17 protein-coding genes are annotated in these 19,093 nt (G+C 63.7%); 5 read left to right on the forward strand and 12 right to left on the reverse strand.

Going from position 1 to position 19,093, the window contains the following annotated elements; genetic code table 11:
• Positions 1 to 4 precede the first annotated feature (4 nt).
• From FKV68_RS04695 to mcpU, 3 genes are all read left to right on the forward strand, one after another.
• Positions 5 to 1,786: an acyl-CoA dehydrogenase family protein gene (locus FKV68_RS04695; RefSeq protein ID WP_180940372.1), complete on the forward strand. Its 1,782-nt coding sequence runs from the start codon at positions 5 to 7 to the stop codon at positions 1,784 to 1,786.
• An 11-nt stretch (positions 1,787 to 1,797) separates the two neighbouring features.
• Positions 1,798 to 2,550 carry a crotonase/enoyl-CoA hydratase family protein gene (locus FKV68_RS04700; protein WP_180940373.1) on the forward strand — a complete coding sequence of 251 codons (753 nt, stop codon included), beginning with the start codon at positions 1,798 to 1,800 and terminating at the stop codon, positions 2,548 to 2,550.
• Between the two features lie 528 nt (positions 2,551 to 3,078).
• Positions 3,079 to 5,178 (forward strand): methyl-accepting chemotaxis protein McpU, encoded by a 2,100-nt coding sequence (gene mcpU, locus FKV68_RS04705; RefSeq protein WP_180940374.1) that lies wholly within the window; start codon positions 3,079 to 3,081, stop codon positions 5,176 to 5,178.
• A 48-nt stretch (positions 5,179 to 5,226) separates the two neighbouring features.
• Here the strand turns inward: mcpU and FKV68_RS04710 are convergent, their stop codons facing one another.
• The 7 genes from FKV68_RS04710 to FKV68_RS04740 all read right to left on the reverse strand — a co-directional run bounded on the left by FKV68_RS04710 (position 5,227) and on the right by FKV68_RS04740 (position 12,738).
• Positions 5,227 to 6,483 (reverse strand): class I SAM-dependent RNA methyltransferase, encoded by a 1,257-nt coding sequence (locus FKV68_RS04710; RefSeq protein ID WP_180940375.1) that lies wholly within the window; start codon positions 6,481 to 6,483, stop codon positions 5,227 to 5,229.
• Positions 6,480 to 7,235 (reverse strand): TlyA family RNA methyltransferase, encoded by a 756-nt coding sequence (locus tag FKV68_RS04715; RefSeq protein WP_180940376.1) that lies wholly within the window; start codon positions 7,233 to 7,235, stop codon positions 6,480 to 6,482. The genes FKV68_RS04710 and FKV68_RS04715 overlap by 4 nt, the downstream gene beginning before the upstream one ends.
• Before the next feature lie 57 nt (positions 7,236 to 7,292).
• Positions 7,293 to 9,206: a 1-deoxy-D-xylulose-5-phosphate synthase gene (dxs, locus tag FKV68_RS04720; protein ID WP_180941404.1), complete on the reverse strand. Its 1,914-nt coding sequence runs from the start codon at positions 9,204 to 9,206 to the stop codon at positions 7,293 to 7,295.
• Positions 9,207 to 9,364: 158 nt separating this feature from the next.
• Entirely contained in the window at positions 9,365 to 10,288 is a 924-nt protein-coding gene (locus FKV68_RS04725; RefSeq protein ID WP_180940377.1) for a pirin family protein, read from the reverse strand.
• Between the two features lie 230 nt (positions 10,289 to 10,518).
• Complete coding sequence (locus FKV68_RS04730) at positions 10,519 to 10,773, reverse strand: exodeoxyribonuclease VII small subunit (RefSeq protein WP_136507243.1); 255 nt, start codon at positions 10,771 to 10,773, stop codon at positions 10,519 to 10,521.
• Between the two features lie 3 nt (positions 10,774 to 10,776).
• Positions 10,777 to 11,706 carry a histone deacetylase family protein gene (locus FKV68_RS04735; RefSeq protein WP_180940378.1) on the reverse strand — a complete coding sequence of 310 codons (930 nt, stop codon included), beginning with the start codon at positions 11,704 to 11,706 and terminating at the stop codon, positions 10,777 to 10,779.
• 63 nt (positions 11,707 to 11,769) lie between these two features.
• Positions 11,770 to 12,738 carry a zinc-dependent alcohol dehydrogenase family protein gene (locus tag FKV68_RS04740; RefSeq protein ID WP_180940379.1) on the reverse strand — a complete coding sequence of 323 codons (969 nt, stop codon included), beginning with the start codon at positions 12,736 to 12,738 and terminating at the stop codon, positions 11,770 to 11,772.
• 14 nt (positions 12,739 to 12,752) lie between these two features.
• Between FKV68_RS04740 and FKV68_RS04745 the strand changes: the two genes are divergently transcribed.
• A complete protein-coding gene (locus tag FKV68_RS04745) occupies positions 12,753 to 13,154 on the forward strand; it encodes an acyl-CoA thioesterase (RefSeq protein WP_180940380.1) in 402 nt (133 codons plus the stop codon).
• On the opposite strand, the gene FKV68_RS04750 is transcribed toward FKV68_RS04745, so the two are convergent.
• The 5 genes from FKV68_RS04750 to FKV68_RS04770 are packed head-to-tail and all read right to left on the reverse strand — an operon-like array spanning position 13,142 to position 17,701.
• Entirely contained in the window at positions 13,142 to 14,335 is a 1,194-nt protein-coding gene (locus FKV68_RS04750) for a thiolase family protein (RefSeq protein ID WP_180940381.1), read from the reverse strand. The two genes, FKV68_RS04745 and FKV68_RS04750, sit on opposite strands and share 13 nt — an antisense overlap.
• Positions 14,319 to 15,821, reverse strand: coding sequence for a class I adenylate-forming enzyme family protein (locus tag FKV68_RS04755; RefSeq protein ID WP_180940382.1), 1,503 nt, complete (start codon positions 15,819 to 15,821; stop codon positions 14,319 to 14,321). Before FKV68_RS04755 ends, FKV68_RS04750 begins: the two co-directional genes overlap by 17 nt.
• Before the next feature lie 4 nt (positions 15,822 to 15,825).
• Entirely contained in the window at positions 15,826 to 16,389 is a 564-nt protein-coding gene (locus FKV68_RS04760; RefSeq protein ID WP_180940383.1) for a biotin transporter BioY, read from the reverse strand.
• A gap of 32 nt (positions 16,390 to 16,421) precedes the next feature.
• Positions 16,422 to 17,027 carry a CbiQ family ECF transporter T component gene (locus FKV68_RS04765; protein ID WP_180940384.1) on the reverse strand — a complete coding sequence of 202 codons (606 nt, stop codon included), beginning with the start codon at positions 17,025 to 17,027 and terminating at the stop codon, positions 16,422 to 16,424.
• Positions 17,021 to 17,701 (reverse strand): energy-coupling factor ABC transporter ATP-binding protein, encoded by a 681-nt coding sequence (locus FKV68_RS04770; protein WP_180940385.1) that lies wholly within the window; start codon positions 17,699 to 17,701, stop codon positions 17,021 to 17,023. The genes FKV68_RS04765 and FKV68_RS04770 overlap by 7 nt, the downstream gene beginning before the upstream one ends.
• A gap of 121 nt (positions 17,702 to 17,822) precedes the next feature.
• Here FKV68_RS04770 and FKV68_RS04775 point away from each other — a divergent pair, with 121 nt between their 5' ends.
• The gene (locus tag FKV68_RS04775; protein ID WP_180940386.1) at positions 17,823 to 19,022 is read left to right on the forward strand and encodes a winged helix-turn-helix domain-containing protein; all 1,200 of its coding nucleotides are present in this window, start codon (positions 17,823 to 17,825) and stop codon (positions 19,020 to 19,022) included.
• Positions 19,023 to 19,093 lie beyond the last annotated feature (71 nt).

Consider the following 19,093-nt stretch of genomic DNA (forward strand, 5'->3'; position numbering starts at 1 on the left):
TGTCATGTACAAAGCACCGGTCGACGAGATCGCATTCACACTGAAGCACGTGGCCGGGATGGCTGAGGCCTTGGACGCCGGTGTTTTCGGTGAACTCGGTGAAGATCTGGTCGACGCGATCCTTGCGGAAGCCGGGCGTTTCGCCACGGAAGAGGTGGCTCCTCTCGGCGAAGTCGGTGACCGGCAGGGCGCGCGACTCGTCGACGGCGCGGTCAAGACGCCGGAGGGATGGCGCGATCTCTACCACAATTGGGTCGGCGGCGGCTGGAACGGCCTGACGGCGCCGGAAGCCTTCGGCGGCCAAAATCTGCCCCACATGCTCCACGTCGCCGCGATGGAGATGTGGAACGCCGGTTCGATGGCTTTCGCGCTTGGCCCGACACTGACGATGGGCGCCATCGAAGCGCTGGAGAAGCACGGATCCGAGGCGCTGAAGACAACGTATCTCGCTAAAATGGTTTCAGGCGAGTGGACCGCCACGATGAACTTGACGGAACCGCATGCCGGTTCCGATCTCGGCGTGCTCAAGACCCGGGCCGAACGTCGCGACGATGGCAGTTATCGCATATTCGGCCAGAAGATCTTCATCACCTGGGGTGAGCACGACTTCACCGACAATATCGTCCATCTGGTGCTGGCACGCCTGCCGGACGCACCCACCGGCACGAAAGGCATTTCGCTGTTTCTCGTGCCGAAGTTCCTTGTCAACGCCGATGGCTCGCTCGGTGCCCGCAACGATGTTTTCTGCCATTCGCTCGAGCACAAGCTTGGCATTCACGGCTCGCCCACCTGCACGATGATCTATGGCGACGGTAAGTTCGGCGATGAAAAAGGTGCGATCGGTTATCTGGTTGGCGAGGAAAATCGCGGTCTCGCCTGCATGTTCACGATGATGAACAACGCCCGACTGGCCGTCGGCATGCAGGGTGTCGCGATTGCCGATGCCGCCACCCAGAAGGCGATTGCCTATGCCAAGGAGCGCACGCAAGGCAGGGCCCCCGGCTGGCGCGGCGAGGGCATGAGCCCGATCATCGAGCATCCGGATGTCGCCCGCATGCTTTTGACGATGAAGGCGCTGACCCAAGGTTCGCGCGCGATCGCCTATGCCTGCGCCCACGCAGTCGACATGGCGCACGCCAGCAAGGGCGACCAAGCCCGCCATTGGCAGGAGCGTTCAAGCCTGCTGACGCCGATTGCAAAATCCTTTGCCACCGATGCCGGCGTCGACGTCGCCTCCCTGGGCGTACAGGTGCATGGCGGTATGGGCTTCATCGAGGAAACCGGCGCCGCTCGCTACCTGCGCGACGCCCGCATCGCGCCGATCTATGAGGGCACCAACGGCATCCAGGCGATCGATCTCGTCACCCGCAAACTGCCTCTATCCGACGGTGCCCATGTGCGCGGCTTCATCGCCGAACTGAGTGAGATCGCCGCCGCTGTCAGGGCCACGAACAGGAAGGGGTTCGGGAAGGCGGCAGCGAGACTCGATGCTGCGATTACCGATCTCTCCGACGCGACCGAGTGGCTGCTGGCCGCGCTTGACGGCGGAAGACTTACCGATGCGCTCTCCGGTGCGACCGCCTATCAGCGCCTCTTCGGACTGGTACTGACAGGCGTCTATCTCGCCAAGGGCGGCACGGCGGAGGCCGGTGACGGCAAGGAAGATACTCGCATCGCGCTTTGCCGTTTCACGGCGGAGAACCTGCTCGCGGAAACAGGCGCCCTCAAGGATCGCGTCGTCAGTGGCGCCGAAAGCCTTGCGGCTGCGCGCGCAGTTCTGGTTTGAGGGGGGAACCTATGACCGATCATGTGCTTGTAGAACGCCCGGAGGCCTTCCCCGGCGTCCAGGTCATCCGCTTCAATCGGCCGGAAAAGAAGAACGCCATCACGCGCGAAATGTACGCGAAGATGACGAACGCGCTGACGGTGGCCGGAACCGATCCGGCCGTGCGCGTCACTGCGTTCCTCGGCACCCACGGCTGCTTTTCGGCCGGAAACGATATGGCCGACTTTCTCGCCTTTGCCATGGGCGGGGCGATGGGGACCGAGGTGCTCGATTTCCTGCGGGCGCTCGCGGGAGCGAGAAAGCCGGTCATATCCGGCGTCGACGGCCTGGCGATTGGTATCGGCACGACCATCCATCTTCATTGCGACCTGACGATTGCTTCGCAGCGTTCGATCTTCAAGACACCCTTCGTGGATCTCGCACTTGTGCCTGAAGCTGCCTCAAGCCTGGTCGCGCCGCGCATCATGGGGCACCAGCGCGCCTTCGCGCTTCTTGCCGCTGGAGAACCGCTGGAGGCCACCGATGCCTTGCAAACCGGGCTGATCTGGAAGATCGTCGCCCAGGAAGCGGTGGAACAAGAGACGCTCTCGCTCGCGGCACGTCTCGCCGGGAAACCGCCGGAAGCGCTCAGGATCGCGCGAGACCTCATTCGCGGGGATCGAAGTGACGTGCTCTCCCGCATCGACGAGGAAGCTGCGCACTTCGCCGCGCAGTTGAAGAGCAATGAAGCGCGGGCGGCTTTCGAAGCCTTCATGCGTCGTTAGCTCGGGGGGGCGATGTCCAGATGGCGAGAAGCTGCTGCATGTTTCTTAAATCGGAGCCGAGTTAAGGATAAAAACTGCAGCAATTCAAGGTCTTACAGCCTCCTTTGCGCGTCTGAAGGACGCGCGGCGCTGTGGCGTGTGTGTTCCGGATTGAGGTGCGCGTCGCGGCAGAAATCCCGAACTTGCATATGTCAATTTTAATCGCTTCTTAAATAGCGATCGCTAGCGTGCGGTCGCAGTAGGCCTTCTCCGGAAGATCCGCGTCCAAAGTGGAAACACGAAAAAACCGGACCGGATGCTCTGGAACCATAGCGCCGAGCGTCCTCTTGCGCCTTCATCCGAACAGGCAGACGCTCGTCGTGCGGGCGGCCCCCGGCCGCATGAGGCATGGCCGGTCTTGCCTTCGCGGCATGTTCAATCATTTCCCGCAATTTCGTCCGTCGCTCGCCGCGACCGATCCGCTCTGCGCGGGAAATCCACGAGCTCATGTCCGGCGAAGAATGCCGGCCAATCCAGGGGAGTCCCTCCTTGTCCAAACGATCGAATCTCATGACGCGCATTCTTGTTGCCGCGTCCTGCGTTGTCGTCGGCGCCTTTGCAGGCTTTTCCGTCTACATCGATACGCTCCAGAACAGTGCGACGACAAAAGCCGTCGAGGAGAATATCGCCTCGTCCGGCACCCAGGCGGCGACAAGCGTCGCCAACTGGCTGAACGGCCGCGTGACGCTGACGGCCATGGTTGCCGACGCCGTCGGTCGCGTCGGGGACGACGCCGCTGTCCAACCGGTTCTGAAGAACGATGTCCTCACCGCCGAGTTCATCTCGACCTATGTCGGCAACGAAAGCGGCAAGTTCATCACCTGGCCTGAAACGCCGATGCCCGAAGGCTACGATCCGCGCCAGCGCCCGTGGTATCAGCAGGCCGTCAAAGCCGATGCTCGCGTGCTGACCGAACCCTACATCGACGCCTCCAGCGGCGATCTGATCATCAGCGCAGCGGTGCCGGTCAAGCACGATGCCAAGCTCTATGGCGTGGCAGGCAGCGACTTCTCGCTGAAGACCTTGGTCTCCATGGTCAAGGCGATCGACGTCGGCGGCGAGGGCTTCGCGTTCCTTGCCAGCAAGGACGGTCAGATTCTCGTCCACCCGGATGCCAAGCTGGTGACGAAGACGCTCGCCGACGCCTTTCCGGTCGGCACGCCGAAGATCGGTAGCGGTATCGTCAACACCGAACTCGACGGCAAGCCGATGTTGGTCAGCTTTGTGCCGGTCAAGGGGCTTCCCTCGGTCGAGTGGTATGTCGGCTTCGTCGTGGACGCTGAAGTCGCCTATTCGGCGATCAGCCAGTTCCGCGTCGCCGCCACCGTTGCGACGATCCTCGCCGTCGGTGCCATGATCGCCTTCCTCGCGACCCTGCTCAGCCGCTTGGTCATCCGACCGATCACCGAAATGACCGGCACGATGGAAAAGCTCGCCGCCGGCAATATCGAGGTCGAAATCCCCTGCGAGACGCGCCGCGACCAGATCGGATCGATGGCCGCGGCCGTTGCCGTCTTCCGCGCCAACGCCGTCGAACGCGCGCGGCTTGAGGACGAAGCGGACGCGAACCGGTCGCTGTCCGAGCGCGAGCGCCTGGACCGCGAGGCCCAGAAGGCGCGCGATGCGGCGGAAGTCCAGCACGCCGTCGACGCGCTTGCGACCGGCCTTGGCCGGCTTGCCAACGGCAATCTCGCCTTCCGCATCGACAGCCCCTTTGCCGATCGCCTCGACCGCCTGCGGGCCGACTTCAACAATTCGCTCGCCAAGCTGCACGACACGCTCCGTGCGGTCGGCGTCAACGCCCGTGCGATCGATGCCGGCGCCAGCGAGATCCGTTCGGCCGCCGACGATCTTGCCCGTCGCACCGAGCAGCAGGCAGCTTCGGTCGAAGAAACCGCGGCGGCGCTCGAGGAGATCACCACGACGGTGAAGGACTCAGCCCACCGGGCGGAAGAGGTCGGAGCACTCGTCGCCCGCACGCGCGCCGGCGCCGAGAAGTCCGGTCAAGTCGTCCAGAACGCCGTCCAGGCGATGCATGCGATCGAGAAGTCGTCGGGCGAGATCTCCAACATCATCGGCGTCATCGACGACATTGCCTTCCAGACCAACCTTCTGGCGCTGAACGCCGGCGTCGAGGCGGCCCGTGCGGGTGAGGCTGGCAAGGGCTTTGCCGTCGTCGCCCAGGAAGTGCGCGAGCTTGCCCAGCGGTCGGCCAATGCCGCCAAGGAAATCAAGGCGCTGATCACGACCTCCGGCGACCAGGTGCGCTCCGGCGTGACGCTCGTTGGCGATACCGGCCGCGCACTGGAAGCGATCGTCGCCGAGGTGCAGGAGATCAACAAGCATGTCAGCGCGATCGTGACCGCGACGCGCGAGCAGTCTACGGGTCTTCAGGAGATCAACACCGCCGTCAACACCATGGATCAGGGCACGCAGCAGAACGCGGCGATGGTCGAGGAACAGACGGCGGCAAGCCACGGCCTCGCCCAGGAGGCGGCAGCACTCAACGCGCTGCTCGCCCAGTTCGATCTTGGCGAGATGCAGATGGCCCATACGAGCGCGACCAGCTACCGGCGCCGTGCGGCCTGATCAGAGGCGATTGGAAACATTTGGGGCCCGGCATTTGCCGGGCCTTCGTCATTTCTGGGGTTTTTCGAGGGTCGCGACGGCTTCCACATGCGCCGACCAGAGAAACTGGTCGATCGGTGTCACCGATGTGATCCGATAGCCCGCAGCGGTGAGAATTGCGAGATCGCGGGCAAGAGTCACCGGATTGCACGAGATGGCTGCAATCTTCTTCACGCCCGAGCGGGCGAGCTCGTGGCACTGGGCCTCGGCGCCGGCACGCGGCGGATCGAACACGACCGCGTCGTAGGTCTTCAACTCCTGCACCATCAGGGGTCTGCGGAAAAGGTCGCGCTTCTCGATCGTCACCGGCTTCAGGCCTTGCGTGTTGCGTGCGGCAAAATCGAGTGCTTTCAATGCTTTGTCATCGCCCTCGACGGCATGCACGCGCGCCCTTTGCGCAATCCTGAGAGCGAAGGTGCCGATGCCGGAGAAGAGGTCGGCGACGTGTTTGGCCTTGCCCACATGTTCAAGCACGAGCTTTGCCATCGCCTCTTCGGCGGGCCGCGTCGCCTGGGTGAAACTTCCCGGCGGCGGCGACACTGTTACGCTGCCGAAAACTATCGCCGGCTTTACGGGTTCGACGATGATCTCGCCGTTGAGGCTGACGCGGGCAATGCCGCGTTCCCCCAATACTGCCTCGACGGTCAGGCGGCGCTGCCGGTCCGCGAGCTTGATGCCTTCAAAAGCGAGATCGAGACCGGAGTTGGTCTCAAGCACGGTGATGCGGAACGGCTCGGCGTTCGATGCCATCGCGGCAGCGATCTTGCGGATGGTCGCAAGCCGGGAGACGATGCCCGGGCTCGCGATGGGGCATTCGCTGATCGACACGATGTGATGGCTTTCTGCCCGGTTGTAGCCAAGCAGCATTTCCTTTTCGGTGCGCCGCGCAGTGAAGACGGCGCGTCGCCGCTCGCCCGGATGGGCGATCACCAGCGGCACCACGTCCGGCGTCAACCCCTTCGACTTCAAGGCATCGATAACGAGATTGCGCTTGAAGGCGTGATAGAGGTCGTCGGATGCGTGCTGCAGCGTGCAGCCGCCGCAGGTACCGTTGACGCCGTCCGGGCCGAAGTGGCGACATTTCGGCTCGACGCGATCGGGGGAGGGCTCCTTCAGCGAGATCAGTGTGCCGTGCGCCTTGTTGACGGCAAGTGCGACGGTTTCGCCGGGGAGCGTGAACGGCGCATAGACCGGACCCGCCTCGGTCTGCGCGATGCCGTCGCCCTGTGCGCCAAGACGGGCGATCGTGACGGTTTGCGTGCTCATGGCTTCACACCGGCAAGGAGGAATTCAGTATTGCCGTCGCCACCGGCGATCGGGGATGGGATGAGACCGAGGCTCTGCCAGCCCATGTCCTCCACGAGCCAGCGCTCGAGTTCGGCAGCAACGGCAGGGGCGCTCTCGGGATCCTTGAGCAGCCCCGCCTTGCTGATCGCCTCGCGCCCGGCCTCGAATTGCGGCTTGACGAGGAGGACGCAATGCGCGCCGGGTGCGGCGATCCCGAGCGCGGGCGGAAGAGCCAGTTTCAACGAGATAAAGGAGACGTCGGAGGCGACGAAGCTGATCGTTTGGTTGCCCACGTCCTGCGCTGTCATGGCCCGGGCGTTTAGCCCTTCTATATTGGTGACGCGCGGATCTGCCGCGATGCGCGGATGCATCTGTCCGTGGCCGACGTCGATGGCAACGACATGGCGGGCACCACGCTGGAGCAGAACCTCGGTGAAGCCGCCGGTCGAGGCGCCGATATCGATGCAGGTCTGCCCCGCCGGGTCGAAGCCGAAATGGTCGAGCGCGGCGACGAGTTTCAGCGCCGCACGGGAAACATAGGCCTGCGCCGGATCGTCGATGGTGATCGCGACCCCTTCAACGAAGGTGGCGGCGGGCTTGGTTACAGTACGGCCCTCGACCTTGACGGTTCCGCGCTGGATCGCGTCGCGGGCGCGAGCGCGGCTGGCAACGAGACCGCTGTTCAGCAGCAATTGGTCAAGGCGGAGGGATATCTTGGCTTCTTCAGACATGCGGTCTCATCGCGCCTTGGCGTCGTTTCTTCGTTGAAGCGTGTGACCGAAAAGGTTTCAGCCTGCGGCTCCGAGGCCGACAGTATGCTTCTGGCCAAGCGCCTTGAAGACGGTCGAGACGATGCCGGCCCGGTCGAGCCCGGCCGCGGCATACATGGCTTCGGGTTTTGCCTGTTCCATCCAGATGTCCGGCATCACCATCGGCCGCACCTTGAGTCCGCCGTCGAGCAGGCCGTCCTGCGCAAGGAACTGGAGTACATGGCTTCCAAAGCCGCCGACGGCGCCCTCTTCGATGGTGATCAGCACTTCATGGTGCCGTGCGAGCTGGCGGATGAGATCGTGGTCGAGCGGCTTTGCAAAGCGGGCGTCGGCAACCGTCGTCGAGAGGCCGGCAGCGTCCAGATCCTCCGCCGCCATCAGACAGTCGGCAAGCCGTGTGCCGAATGAAAGCAGCGCGATCTTCGAGCCTTCCTTGACGATGCGTCCCTTGCCGATTTGCAGGATCTGCCCACGTTCCGGCAGGTCGACGCCGACGCCCTCGCCGCGGGGATAGCGGAACGAAATCGGGCCTTCGTCGTAGGCGGCTGCGGTGCGCACCATGTGTTTCAGTTCCGCCTCGTCGGCGGCAGCCATCACCACGAAGCCGGGCAGCGTGGCGAGGTAGGTCGTATCGAAGGAACCGGCATGCGTCGGCCCGTCGGCACCGACGAAGCCGGCGCGATCGATCGGGAAGCGGACCGGCAGCCCCTGGATCGCCACGTCATGGACGACCTGGTCATAGGCCCGCTGCAGGAATGTGGAATAGAGCGCTGCGAAGGGCTTGTAGCCTTCCGCCGCAAGCCCCGCCGCGAAAGTCACTGCGTGTTGCTCGGCAATGCCGACATCGAAGCAGCGCGACGGGTGGACGGATGCGAACCTGTCGAGACCGGTGCCGGACGGCATCGCTGCGGTGATGGCGACGATCTTGTCGTCAAGGCTCGCTTCCTGGACGAGCGCTTCCGCGAATACCGAAGTGTAGGCCGGCGCATTCGGCTTCGCCTTGGCCTGGGCACCTGTGATCACGTCGAACTTGTTGACGCCGTGATACTTGTCGGCAGCCGCTTCCGCCGGCGGATAGCCCTTGCCCTTCTGTGTCACCACGTGAATCAGCACCGGTCCCTTGGCGTTGTCCCGGACATTGCGCAGGACCGGCAGCAGGTGGTCGAAGGAATGCCCGTCGATCGGGCCGATGTGATAAAAGCCCATTTCCTCGAAGAGCGTGCCGCCGGTGACATAGCCGCGGGCATGCTCTACGGCGCGCGTTATCGCCCGGTCGACGCTCTTGCCGAGATACGCCGTCAGCTTCTTGCCGACCTCGCGGATGCCCATATAGGTGCGGCCCGAAGCAAGCCGCGCGAGATAGGCGCTCATCGCGCCGGTAGGCGGCGCGATCGACATGTCATTGTCGTTGAGGATGACGATGAGGCGGGCATCGAGCGCCCCGGCGTTGTTCAACGCTTCATAGGCCATGCCGGCCGAGAGCGCGCCGTCACCGATTACGGCAATCACATTGCGGGACTTGCCGTCGAGATCGGCGGCGACCGCCATGCCGAGCCCGGCGGAAATCGAAGTCGAGGAATGTGCCGCGCCGAAGGGGTCGTATTCGCTTTCGGCCCGCCGCGTGAAACCGGAAAGGCCGCCTTCCTGGCGCAGCGTGCGGATGCGGTCACGCCGCCCCGTGAGGATCTTGTGCGGATAGCACTGATGGCCGACGTCGAAGATCAACCGATCATGCGGCGTATCGAAAATCTTGTGAATCGCGATCGTCAGTTCGACGACGCCGAGGCCGGCGCCGAGATGGCCGCCGGTGCGAGACACCGCATCGATCATTTCCGCGCGCAGTTCACTTGCCAGTTCCGGCAGATCCTTGTCGTCGATCTTCTTCAGATCGTCGGGGAACTTAACCTGATCAAGCAAGGGCGTCGCCGGCATAGGATTGGTTGGCAGTTGTGTCACGCTGCATGCCTCATGCGCGCCGAGGACGGCGCGCGAACTGTTGAAGGTGTTCGTCGAAACGGATCTTTAGACGCAATCGCCGTTGAATGCAAAATTAGGCTTTCCTGCGACTTCAACCAAGAGCTTAACGAAATTTAGCTTTCGGGCAATGGTATGAACTCTTCCTCGTCCCCCGGCACGATATCGAAGCGCCCGCTGCGCCACTCTTCCTTTGCCTTGTCGATCCGTTCCTTGGACGAGGAAACGAAGTTCCACCAGATGTGGCGCGGCGAACTGAGAGCGGCGCCGCCGAACAGCATGACGTGACAGCCAGCGGGGCCGGCGGTCACCGTGATTTCATCGCCGGGGCGGAAGACGAGCAACTGGTTGTCGGCAAAGTGATCGCCGGCGATGATCGCTTCGCCGGCAAGGATGTAGAGTGCCCGTTCTTCCCAGTTGGCGGCAAAGGGGCCGCTCTTGCCCGGCTCGATCATCAGGTCGACGTAAATCGTGTCGGTAAAGGTGGAGACCGGCGAGGTAGCGCCCTCGAAGCCGCCGATGACGACGCGGGCCTCTACGCCGCCATCGGAAAGAGCCGGCAGCATATGCTTTTCCGTGTGATCGAAGAGCGGTTCGATTTCTTCCTTGTGGTCAGGGAGCGCCAGCCAGGTTTGCAGGCCTGACAGCGAACGTTCGTGGCCACGCTGATTTTCCGGCGAGCGCTCGGAATGCACGATGCCGCGGCCGGCGGTCATTAGGTTCACGTCCCCGGGGCGGATCACCATTTCGGTGCCGAGGCTGTCGCGGTGCTTGATCTCGCCATCGAAGAGATAGGTGACGGTCGAAAGGCCGATATGCGGATGCGGGCGAACGTCGATTGCCTGGCCAGCCCGAAGCAGTGCCGGCCCCATCCGGTCGAAGAAAATGAAGGGACCGACCAGGCGGCGCCTTGCGGTCGGAAGCGCCCGGCGAACCTCAAGGCCGCCTATGTCGCTGGTGCGCGGAATGATGAGATGTTCGATGGCGTCGCAGGCAGGCTTGTCACCGGCAAGCGGGTCGGGACCAGGAAAGAACGACATGGCAATCACTCCGTTGGTAGCCGTTGTCTTCGAAGTTACTGCATGTTTCCCTAAATCCTAGCCGATTTAAGGATACTACAGCGATCTTTGCACGTCTGATAAGGCGCGCGGCGCTGTAGAGCGCACACAAACTCTAGCTGGAGCTGAAGACGCGCAAGAGATCATCGGAGCACCTGATTCCGCAGCTCTGGCCTTGCGCGCCGCGCACTATCGAGGGTGACGCCGGCGGTTCACTGGTCCGCGTCGAGCGGTTCCACGCCCTGCGGCTTGCCGGCACGGTCGAGCCGGATCTTCTCGATGCGGTCCTCGGCGGCCTTCAAAAGCATCTCGCAATGCTTTTTCAGCGCCTCGCCGCGCTCGTAGATTTCGATCGATTTGTCGAGCGCCACGTCGCCGCGTTCAAGCGCCGAGACGATGCGCTCCAATTCTTCGACGGCCTGCTCGAAGGAGAGGGCGGAAACGTCCTGTTGCGTGGTGGTGGTCATCAATTACCCTCTCATCAATCTCATAATGTGCATGCCCGCCGATTCGGCGAGCCCCTGCAGGTCATAGCCGCCCTCGAGCAGGCTGACGATACGGTTTCCCGCAGACCTGCTGGCGACTTCCATGAGGCGGCCCGTTGCCCAGTCGAAGTCCTCGGCCACGAGGTTGATCTGCGCCAGCGGATCGCGGTGATGGGCATCGAAACCGGCGGAGATCAGCACGAAGTCGGGACGGAAATCGTCAAGTGCGCTGAGCACCCGCGACCGGAAAGCGTCGCGGAAATGCTCGCTGCCGCTGTTCGGCGAGAGCGGTGCATTGACGATGTTGTCGTCGACGCCCGTCTCGTCCTTCGCGCCCGTGCCGGGGTAGAGCGGCATCTGGTGGGTGGAGCAGAAGAGCACCGACGGGTCGTCCCAGAAAATGTCCTGCGTACCGTTGCCGTGATGGACGTCCCAGTCGACGATCGCGACACGCTCGGCGCCGTGGGCCTTTTGCGCATGGCGCGCGGCGATCGCAATCGTATTGAAGAAGCAGAAACCCATCGCCTTCATCTTTTCGGCGTGGTGTCCCGGCGGGCGTGCGGCGACGAAGGCGTTGTTCGCCTCGCCGGTGAAGACGGCGTCGACGGCTGCGACAGCGCCGCCAATAGCTGTCAGCGCCGCAACAAGGCTCTGCGGGCTCGCGCAGGTATCCGCCTCGAACTGGTTTATGTCTTCTTCCGGGATCTCCCGGACGATCGACCTCAGGTGATCTTCCGGATGGGCGAGCAGAACCAGCTCTTCGCTGCCCCTTGGCGCCTTGATCCGCTTGAGCTCGGCAAAATTCGGATGTTCCAGCGCCAGGTTCAGCGCCCTCAGCCGGTCCGGCCGTTCGGGATGCCCCTCGGGAACCTTGTGCTCCAGGAAGACCGGATTTTCGTAGAGGAACGTAGCCATGGCGCAAAACCTAGTGCGCTGACTGCCGGAGGTCCATGGTGTAGGCGGTGAAAGTGGCGATTTTCAACAGCGCGGATCGAGCAGGATCTTGCCGTCGCGACGCGGGTCCCCCTGATGCGCGAGGGCTTCGGCGAGGCGGCTCAACGGATAGGTGCCTGCGATCGGGCTCGCAAACAGCCCGTCGCGAAGACCCGCGAAGCTTCGCTCAAAGGCGGCTTCGAGCGCATCGCGGCCGGCCGAATGCACCCAGGTCCTGAGCCAAAGGAAAGCGAAACGGACATCCGGCCGGCCGCTGATTGCGGCCTGCGGCACCGGCACGCCGCTCAAGGCACCGTATTGCACGAAGGTTCCGCCGGATTGCACGGACCGCGCAATCAACGCGCCGGCCAGAGTCCCACCGACGGCATCGAGCACCGCGTCGAACGCGAGCCGTGACGGAAGGTTATCGCCGTCCGCGACAATGATGCGGTCCGCATCGGCAAGGTGGCTCACGCTCTTTTCGCTGCGAACGATGGCGGTCGTCGCCACGTCCTCCGGGGCGAGCAGGCGCAGGAGCATGCCGCCGATCGCGGAGCCTGCCGCGGTCACGCCGACGCTGCGGCCCTTGAGTGACCCGAAATGTTCTCGCAACTGCTCGATGAGCCTCAAGGTCGTCAGCGGGTTGACGTAGCTCGTGGCAGCCTGCTGGTCGTCGATGTCGTCCGGTACGGAAAAACACCATTCGGCCGGGCGCACGAGAAACTGCTGCCACAGGCCGCTCGAGCCGATGGCGATGACGCGATCTCCGGGCTTTAGATCCCTTACGCCCGCCCCGACCCGGGTGACGACCCCGACACCCTCGAAGCCGGGAACGAAGGGCAGGACCGTGCGCGCGCTGTAGGCACCGGTCACGGGGATCAGGTCAGACGGATTGACGGCCGAAAGCGAGACGGCGATCTCGACATCCTCGGCCCCCGGCGTGGCGCGGTCGGTATCTACCAGTTCGATCACTTGTCTGGGATCGCCAAACTGTCTAACCAGAGAAGAGAGCATCGTGAGGGCCTCGCATGGACGGCACGCAGCGGGAAAACGTTACGGAAATCCGCATTCCGTTTCGCGATATAGACATGCACGGCCACATGCACAATGCGGCCTACTACGCGCATGCCGAGGCCGCGCTGTCCAACCTCTGGCGCCACCGGCCGACGGTCAGGAACGAGCCTGCCTATCTCGTGCGCCGATCGGCCTGCGTCTTCCATCGCGGTCTGCGTTACGACGAGCCGGCGCGTTTCACCGTCAACGTCTCGAAGATCGGCGGCAGCTCGGTGAGCTTTGCGGTGAGAGTGGAGGCTGGCGGCCAACTTGTCGCCGAGGTCGAGATTGTCTGGGTGGCGGTCGATTCTGCGCGCCATGCCCCGGTGCCGCTGCCTGTCGCCACACGCGAATGGCTGACTACTTATCTTGCGTGATCGGGCCGAAGGCTGCGGAAGTGGGCGACCACGCCCATGCCGCCGCCAACGCCCATCATTGCCAGGCCCACCGTATCGGATGGAGCCGCGAGCATTTGCGAAAACAGCCTGACGACGAGAATTGCCCCCGAGGCGCCATAGGGGTGGCCGAGCGCAATTGCCCCGCCGTCGAGATTGATGCGTTCCGGTCGGATGTCGAGCTGGTCGAGGCTGCCGAGAACCTGTGAAGCGAAAGCCTCGTTGAATTCGATGAAATCGACCGTGGCGACGTCGAGCGCCGGATTGCGGGCGCGAAGTCTCGCCATCGCCGGAACCGGGCCGAGCCCGAGCAGGTTCGGATCGACGCCCGCCGTCGCCGCGTCGACGAATTCCAAGGCAAAGGGGACGCCAAGCCGGCGCGCCTCCGCGAGGTTCGTCACCAGCACCATGGCGGCCCCGTCATTGATCGGACAGGCATTGCCGGCTGTCACGGTGCCGTCCCTGACAAAAATGGGTTTGAGCCGCGCCAGCGTCTCCGCTGCCGCATTTGCCCGGGGACATTCATCGCTGGCGACAAGACCCGTCGGCGTCGAGACCGCGACGATCTCGCGCTGGAACCTGCCGGCCGCTGCGGCGGCAACGGCGCGGCGGTGGCTTTCCAGTGCGAATTGGTCCTGCCGTTCGCGGGAAATGCCGCAGGCAGCGGCGACGTTCTCGGCTGCAACGCCCATGTCCGGGTCGCCGATCGAATCGGGTGCCATCCGCGCCCGCTTGACCGGCTGAAGTTCCTCGTCGCGTGCAAGCGGCGGGCGAAGCCGGATATGGGCGCGGCTGGCACTTTCGCTGCCGCCGGCGAGATAGAACCGTCCCGCGCCAGCCTGGATCTGCCGAGCCGCAAGTATGATGGCCTCGAGGGCCGAGCCGCATTGCCGGTCGACCGTGACGCCAGGGATCGCAACGGGCAGGCCGGCTTCGAGCGCCGCAAGCCGCGCGAGGTTGCCTGCGCTGTTGGCGGCATTGCCGATGAGCACATCGTCGATTTTATCGCCAGCGACGCCGATGTCGGCAATGATCCGGGCAATCAGCGGGGCGGCGAGCGTCGCCGGTTCAACCTTGGCCAGGCTGCCGTTCACACGGCCGATTGGCGTGCGCAATGCGGCGATGATGACGGGTGTGCGGGCCGGGTCAGACGAGGCGTTCAAGGGCACCGTTTCCCTCCGCGATCCATAGCCGGAGCTCCTTGATGGCGATCTTGCCGGAGGCCGTCATAGGCAGCTCACGGCAGAGCCAGATCTTGCGCGGATGCTTGTAGCGCGGCAGAGCGGCGGCAAGATGACGTTCGAGTGCAAGATGGTCGAAAGCCTCGTCGTGCGGTTGGATGATGGCTGCCAGCTCGCTGCCGAGGTCGGGGTGGTCGAGGCCCAGGACCTGGACGGCGCTCACATTGTCGGCGGCCATGATAACGGCCTCGATCTCGGACGGATAAATGTTGTTGCCGCCCGAGAGCACCATCCCGCCTGCACGGCCGATCAGATGCAGTGTGCCGTTGGGATCGAGGAAGCCGACATCGCCGACCGTTGCGAGATCGCCGTGCCGGCGAAACCCTGCGCCATCGCCGCCCGCAACATAACCATCGGATATGAGCGTGCTTTCGACGAAGATCGTACCCGTCTCGCCTGCGGGGAGACGGTTTCCCGCCTCGTCGAGGATCTCAAGTCGGACGCCGGGGAAGGCCCTGCCGACGGCCGTCGGCGCGTGATTGTCCGATGTCCCGGCGACGGTAATGAAACCGAGCTCGGATGCGCCGTAATACTCGATGATGCGCGCCTCCGGAAAGGCAAGGCGCGCCGCCTTCCGGTCCGCGGGCGTGAGCTTGGCGCCAGCGACTGTGATCGCTTCGACTAAGGGCAGGGCGGTGGAGCCTCGCACCTGTTCGCAGAGCCGCCGCAGCATCGTCGGCACCAGGACGAGTCGCTTGACTTTTCTGGCCGCGATCGTCGCCACGGCTTGCAGAGGATCGAAATGCCGGGCACCAATGAATTCGGCGCCCGCCTTCAGGCTTTCAGCGAGCGCGTAGAGCGTCAGGCCGTGAGCAAGCGGCCCCGGCGCATAGGTTGTCGTTTCCGCTCCGATGCCGAAAAAGCTCTGGCCGGTTTCGAGGCTGAGACGCCAGGACCGGCGATCGCGGACAATCGCCTTCGGCTCTCCCGTCGTGCCGGATGTGAAGACGATGAGGAAAGGTTCGCCGCCCTCGCCAACAGGGATCGTACGCATACCATCGGCGGCGATGCCGATGAGAGTGTTTTGACCCGTCGCCGGCCGGTCGAGCCGCACGGCGTGGCCGTCGGGATGGACCATGATGTCGGGCCGCAGCTGCTCGATCATCCGGCGGCGCGTCGGCTCCGGCAGATGCGGATCGATGAGCGCGGCGCAATTGCCGCCGGCGGTCGCAGCGATGAAGGCAGCAGCAAAGAGCGGATGATTGCCGGTTTGAAGCGCGATCAGCCGCGCGCGCCCGGACAGAATGCTGCCACCGGCCTTGGCCGGCACCCATTGCTCGATCGCGCCAAGGATACGGCTCGCGCCGGTAGCAAGCTCGCGGAAGGAGAATACCCGGTCTTCGATGCGGAAGGCGGGGTCATGCGGGCGTTCACCCGCGCGACGCGTTATTGCCTCGGCGAGCGGCATTGATTCAAGCGCGGGCCGGCAACAGCGGATAGCCGGCGTAGACGGCGCGAGCGGCAAGGGTCGCGATCGCCGCCTTCAGAAAATCGCCGGGGATGAAGGTGAGTGAACCGGTCGCGGCCGCGAGCAGCGGCGTGCCGGTGACGGCGGACAGCCATGGCACACCGATCCCGTAGAGCACGACGATGCCGCCGGCGACCGAAGCAAGGAAAAACCCGCCGAACTGGCGGCTCTCCGACTGGCCCTCGTGAATGAAGCGTTCGGCGATGATGCCCGTGACGTAAGCTGCGACGGCCCAGCCAAGGATGAAGCCGCCCGAAGGGCCAGCCAGAACAGCGAGACCGCCGCGTCCGCCGGAAAGCACGGGCAGGCCGATGGCGACAAGGAGGACGAACAGCAGGAAGGCGAGCGCCCCGCGTTTTGCACCGATGATGCAGCCGGCGAGCATCGCACCCATCGACTGCGCCGTGATCGGAACGGGGATGAACCCGAGCGTGATCGGCGGGATGAGGCCAAGGACGACGACGATCGCGGCAAAAAGCGCGATGAGGACGAGATCTCTGGTGTTCATGTGGTCGTACCTTTTTATTAGAAAGCGCGAATTTATTGCCGCCGAAATCCGCGAGCGTCAATGGCCGCGGCAATCGTATCCGCATCTTTAAGCGTCAGGATGATAAGCGGCCCGATGATCGTCAGTGGCCGTATCGGCAGGCCCCGCGCGCGATGCGCCTCGCGGATCGCCTCGTAGCGGGCGAAAATATCCGGAACGAAACGCAGCACGAGGCCAAGCGCCAGGCTGACGTCGGCGGCATTGAGCAGGCCCATGCGCTCGAGCGGCTTCAGCAGGATGGTGATCTCGTCCATGAAAGCGCTGATCGTCGTCGTCGCGGTAACCGCAGCGGCGAAGAACACGAGCGCCATCAGCCGCAGCACCAGCGCGGCGACTTCGGGGAGAGGGAGAAGAAAGAGGTTGACGACGGCAAGGACGAGGATGGTGAAAAAAACGAAACCGATGCGCGCGAGCGCCTGGCGGATTGTCAGGCCGAGGGAGAAATAGAGCCATCCGCAGAGCAGGAAGGCGGGCGCAAGCAGATAGAGCGATTGCGTCGCGAAGAGCAAGAGGCTGAGAAGCAGAAGAGCAATAAGTTTCGCGCGCACCGGCAGGCGGTGAAACCAGCTATTGCCCTCGACATAGAGGCTCGTCAGCATCCGGCGACCTCGTGATAGCGCCGGATCGTTTCGGCGGGTTTGCCATCGGCGAGCAGCCGGCCTTCGTGGAAGAGCAACAACCTTTCGACGCTTTCGACGAGTTCAAGGTCATGGGTGATGACGATGGTGTCCTCGTCGAGTCTATCGATCGTGTCGGCGACCATGCGGCGGTTGCGGAGGTCGAGCTGGTTGGTCGGCTCGTCGAGAATCAGGATCTTCGGCCCGGTGACGACCACGCTCGCCATGGCGACCAGTTGCGTTTCCCCACCCGAAAGCTCATGCACACGGCGCCGGGCAAGGTGGGTCACACCAAAGCGCGCCAGCGCCGCCTCGGTGCGTGCGGCAATTTCGTGCTGGGGCAAGCCGCGATTCTTCAGCCCGAATGCGATATCGTCGGCGACGATCGGCATGATCAACTGGTGCTGCGGATTCTGGAAGATGAAGCCTGCCTCTGCAAGGACGGCCCTGTCATCCTTGACCGTATCGAGCCCATTGACAATCACGTGGCCCTTGGTCGGCTTGACGAGCCCGTTGATCAGCCGCGCGAAAGTCGTCTTGCCGGAGCCGTTGAGGCCGATGATGCCGATGCGGCGTTCGTCAAGGGCGAGTGTCAGGGGATGGAGCGCGACTCGTTCGCCGAAGCTGACCGAGCAATCGGTAAAGCGAATATCCAAGCCTTGTCCCTCGCAGTTTGCGTGTGGCTCTATAGGGCAAGTCGATCGGGAAGGGCAATGCGGCCGGACCTTTGCATCGCGGCATTTCAATAATGGGAATAAAAGCCTACTCTTTCAAACCATGACGATTCGCCTCTCCAATCGCGATGCCCGGCGCATCTTTCTCGCCAAGCAGGGCCTTTCTGCCGCGCCACAGCGCGCGCTCGGCAAGGAAGGGCTCTTAAAACTCATCCGCGAGCTTGGCTTCGTCCAGGTTGACAGCATCGCGACGGTCGAGCGGGCCCATCACCAGATCCTTTTTTCCCGCAATCAGACCTATCGCCGCGAACACCTGACTGAATTGCTCGAAAAGGACCGCGAGCTCTTCGAGCACTGGACCCATGACGCCTCGATCATTCCAAGCGCCTTTTTCATCTACTGGAAACATCGCTTCAAATGGGAAAGTGAGACGCTGCGCGACCGCTGGATCAAATGGCGGGGCGAGGGTTTTGACGACGGCTGCGAGGAGACCTACGAACGCATCGTCAGCGACGGCGCGGTGATGGCGCGCGATCTCAAGATGGACGGCCACGCATCCGGCGGCTGGTGGAACTGGCATCCGTCGAAGACCGCGCTCGAAGTGCTATGGCGCCAGGGCAAGCTGGCGATCGCGCGCCGGGAAAACTTCCAGAAGGTCTATGATCTTACCGAGCGCGTCATTCCTCCGCAGCACTACGAAGGCGAGGTGGGTCACGCGGAGTTCATCGACTGGGCGTGCCGCAGCGCTCTCGATCGACTGGGCTTCGCGACCCATGGAGAGATCGCCGCCTTCTGGGATCTGGTGTCGCCGGATGAGGCGAAAGCCTGGGTTGCCGCGCATCGGGACGAGCTTTCGGACGTGCTGATCGAATCCGCAAATGGCGGCAAACCGCGCGCTTCCTATGCGCTTTCCGGATTCCCCGATAACCTCGGCGACATTGCCGAGCCGCCGGGACGCATCCGCGTGCTCAGCCCGTTTGATCCCTTGCTGCGTGATCGCAATCGAACGGAGCGGCTTTTCGGCTTCTTCTATCGTATCGAGGTTTTTGTGCCGGAGGCGAAGCGGGAATACGGCTATTATGTCTTCCCGTTGATCGAAGGCGACCGTTTGATCGGCCGCATCGACATGAAAGCGGACCGAAAGCTTGGACGCCTCGATGTCCGGCGCCTCTGGCTGGAGCCGGGTGTCAGGCCCTCGTCCGGCCGCATGGAAAAGCTTGGCGCCGAACTCGACCGCGTCGCCCGGTTCACCGGCGTCGAAGAGGTCAAGCTTCTCGACGGCTGGAACGCGCCCGTTACCTGAGATTTTTCTTGGCTTGCGTCCCCCTGCTTCCTAAATGAGGGACTCAGGACATTGAACCAGCGGGAGCGGAC

Source organism: Sinorhizobium mexicanum, assembly GCF_013488225.1.
In the GTDB taxonomy this organism is placed as follows: domain Bacteria; phylum Pseudomonadota; class Alphaproteobacteria; order Rhizobiales; family Rhizobiaceae; genus Sinorhizobium; species Sinorhizobium mexicanum.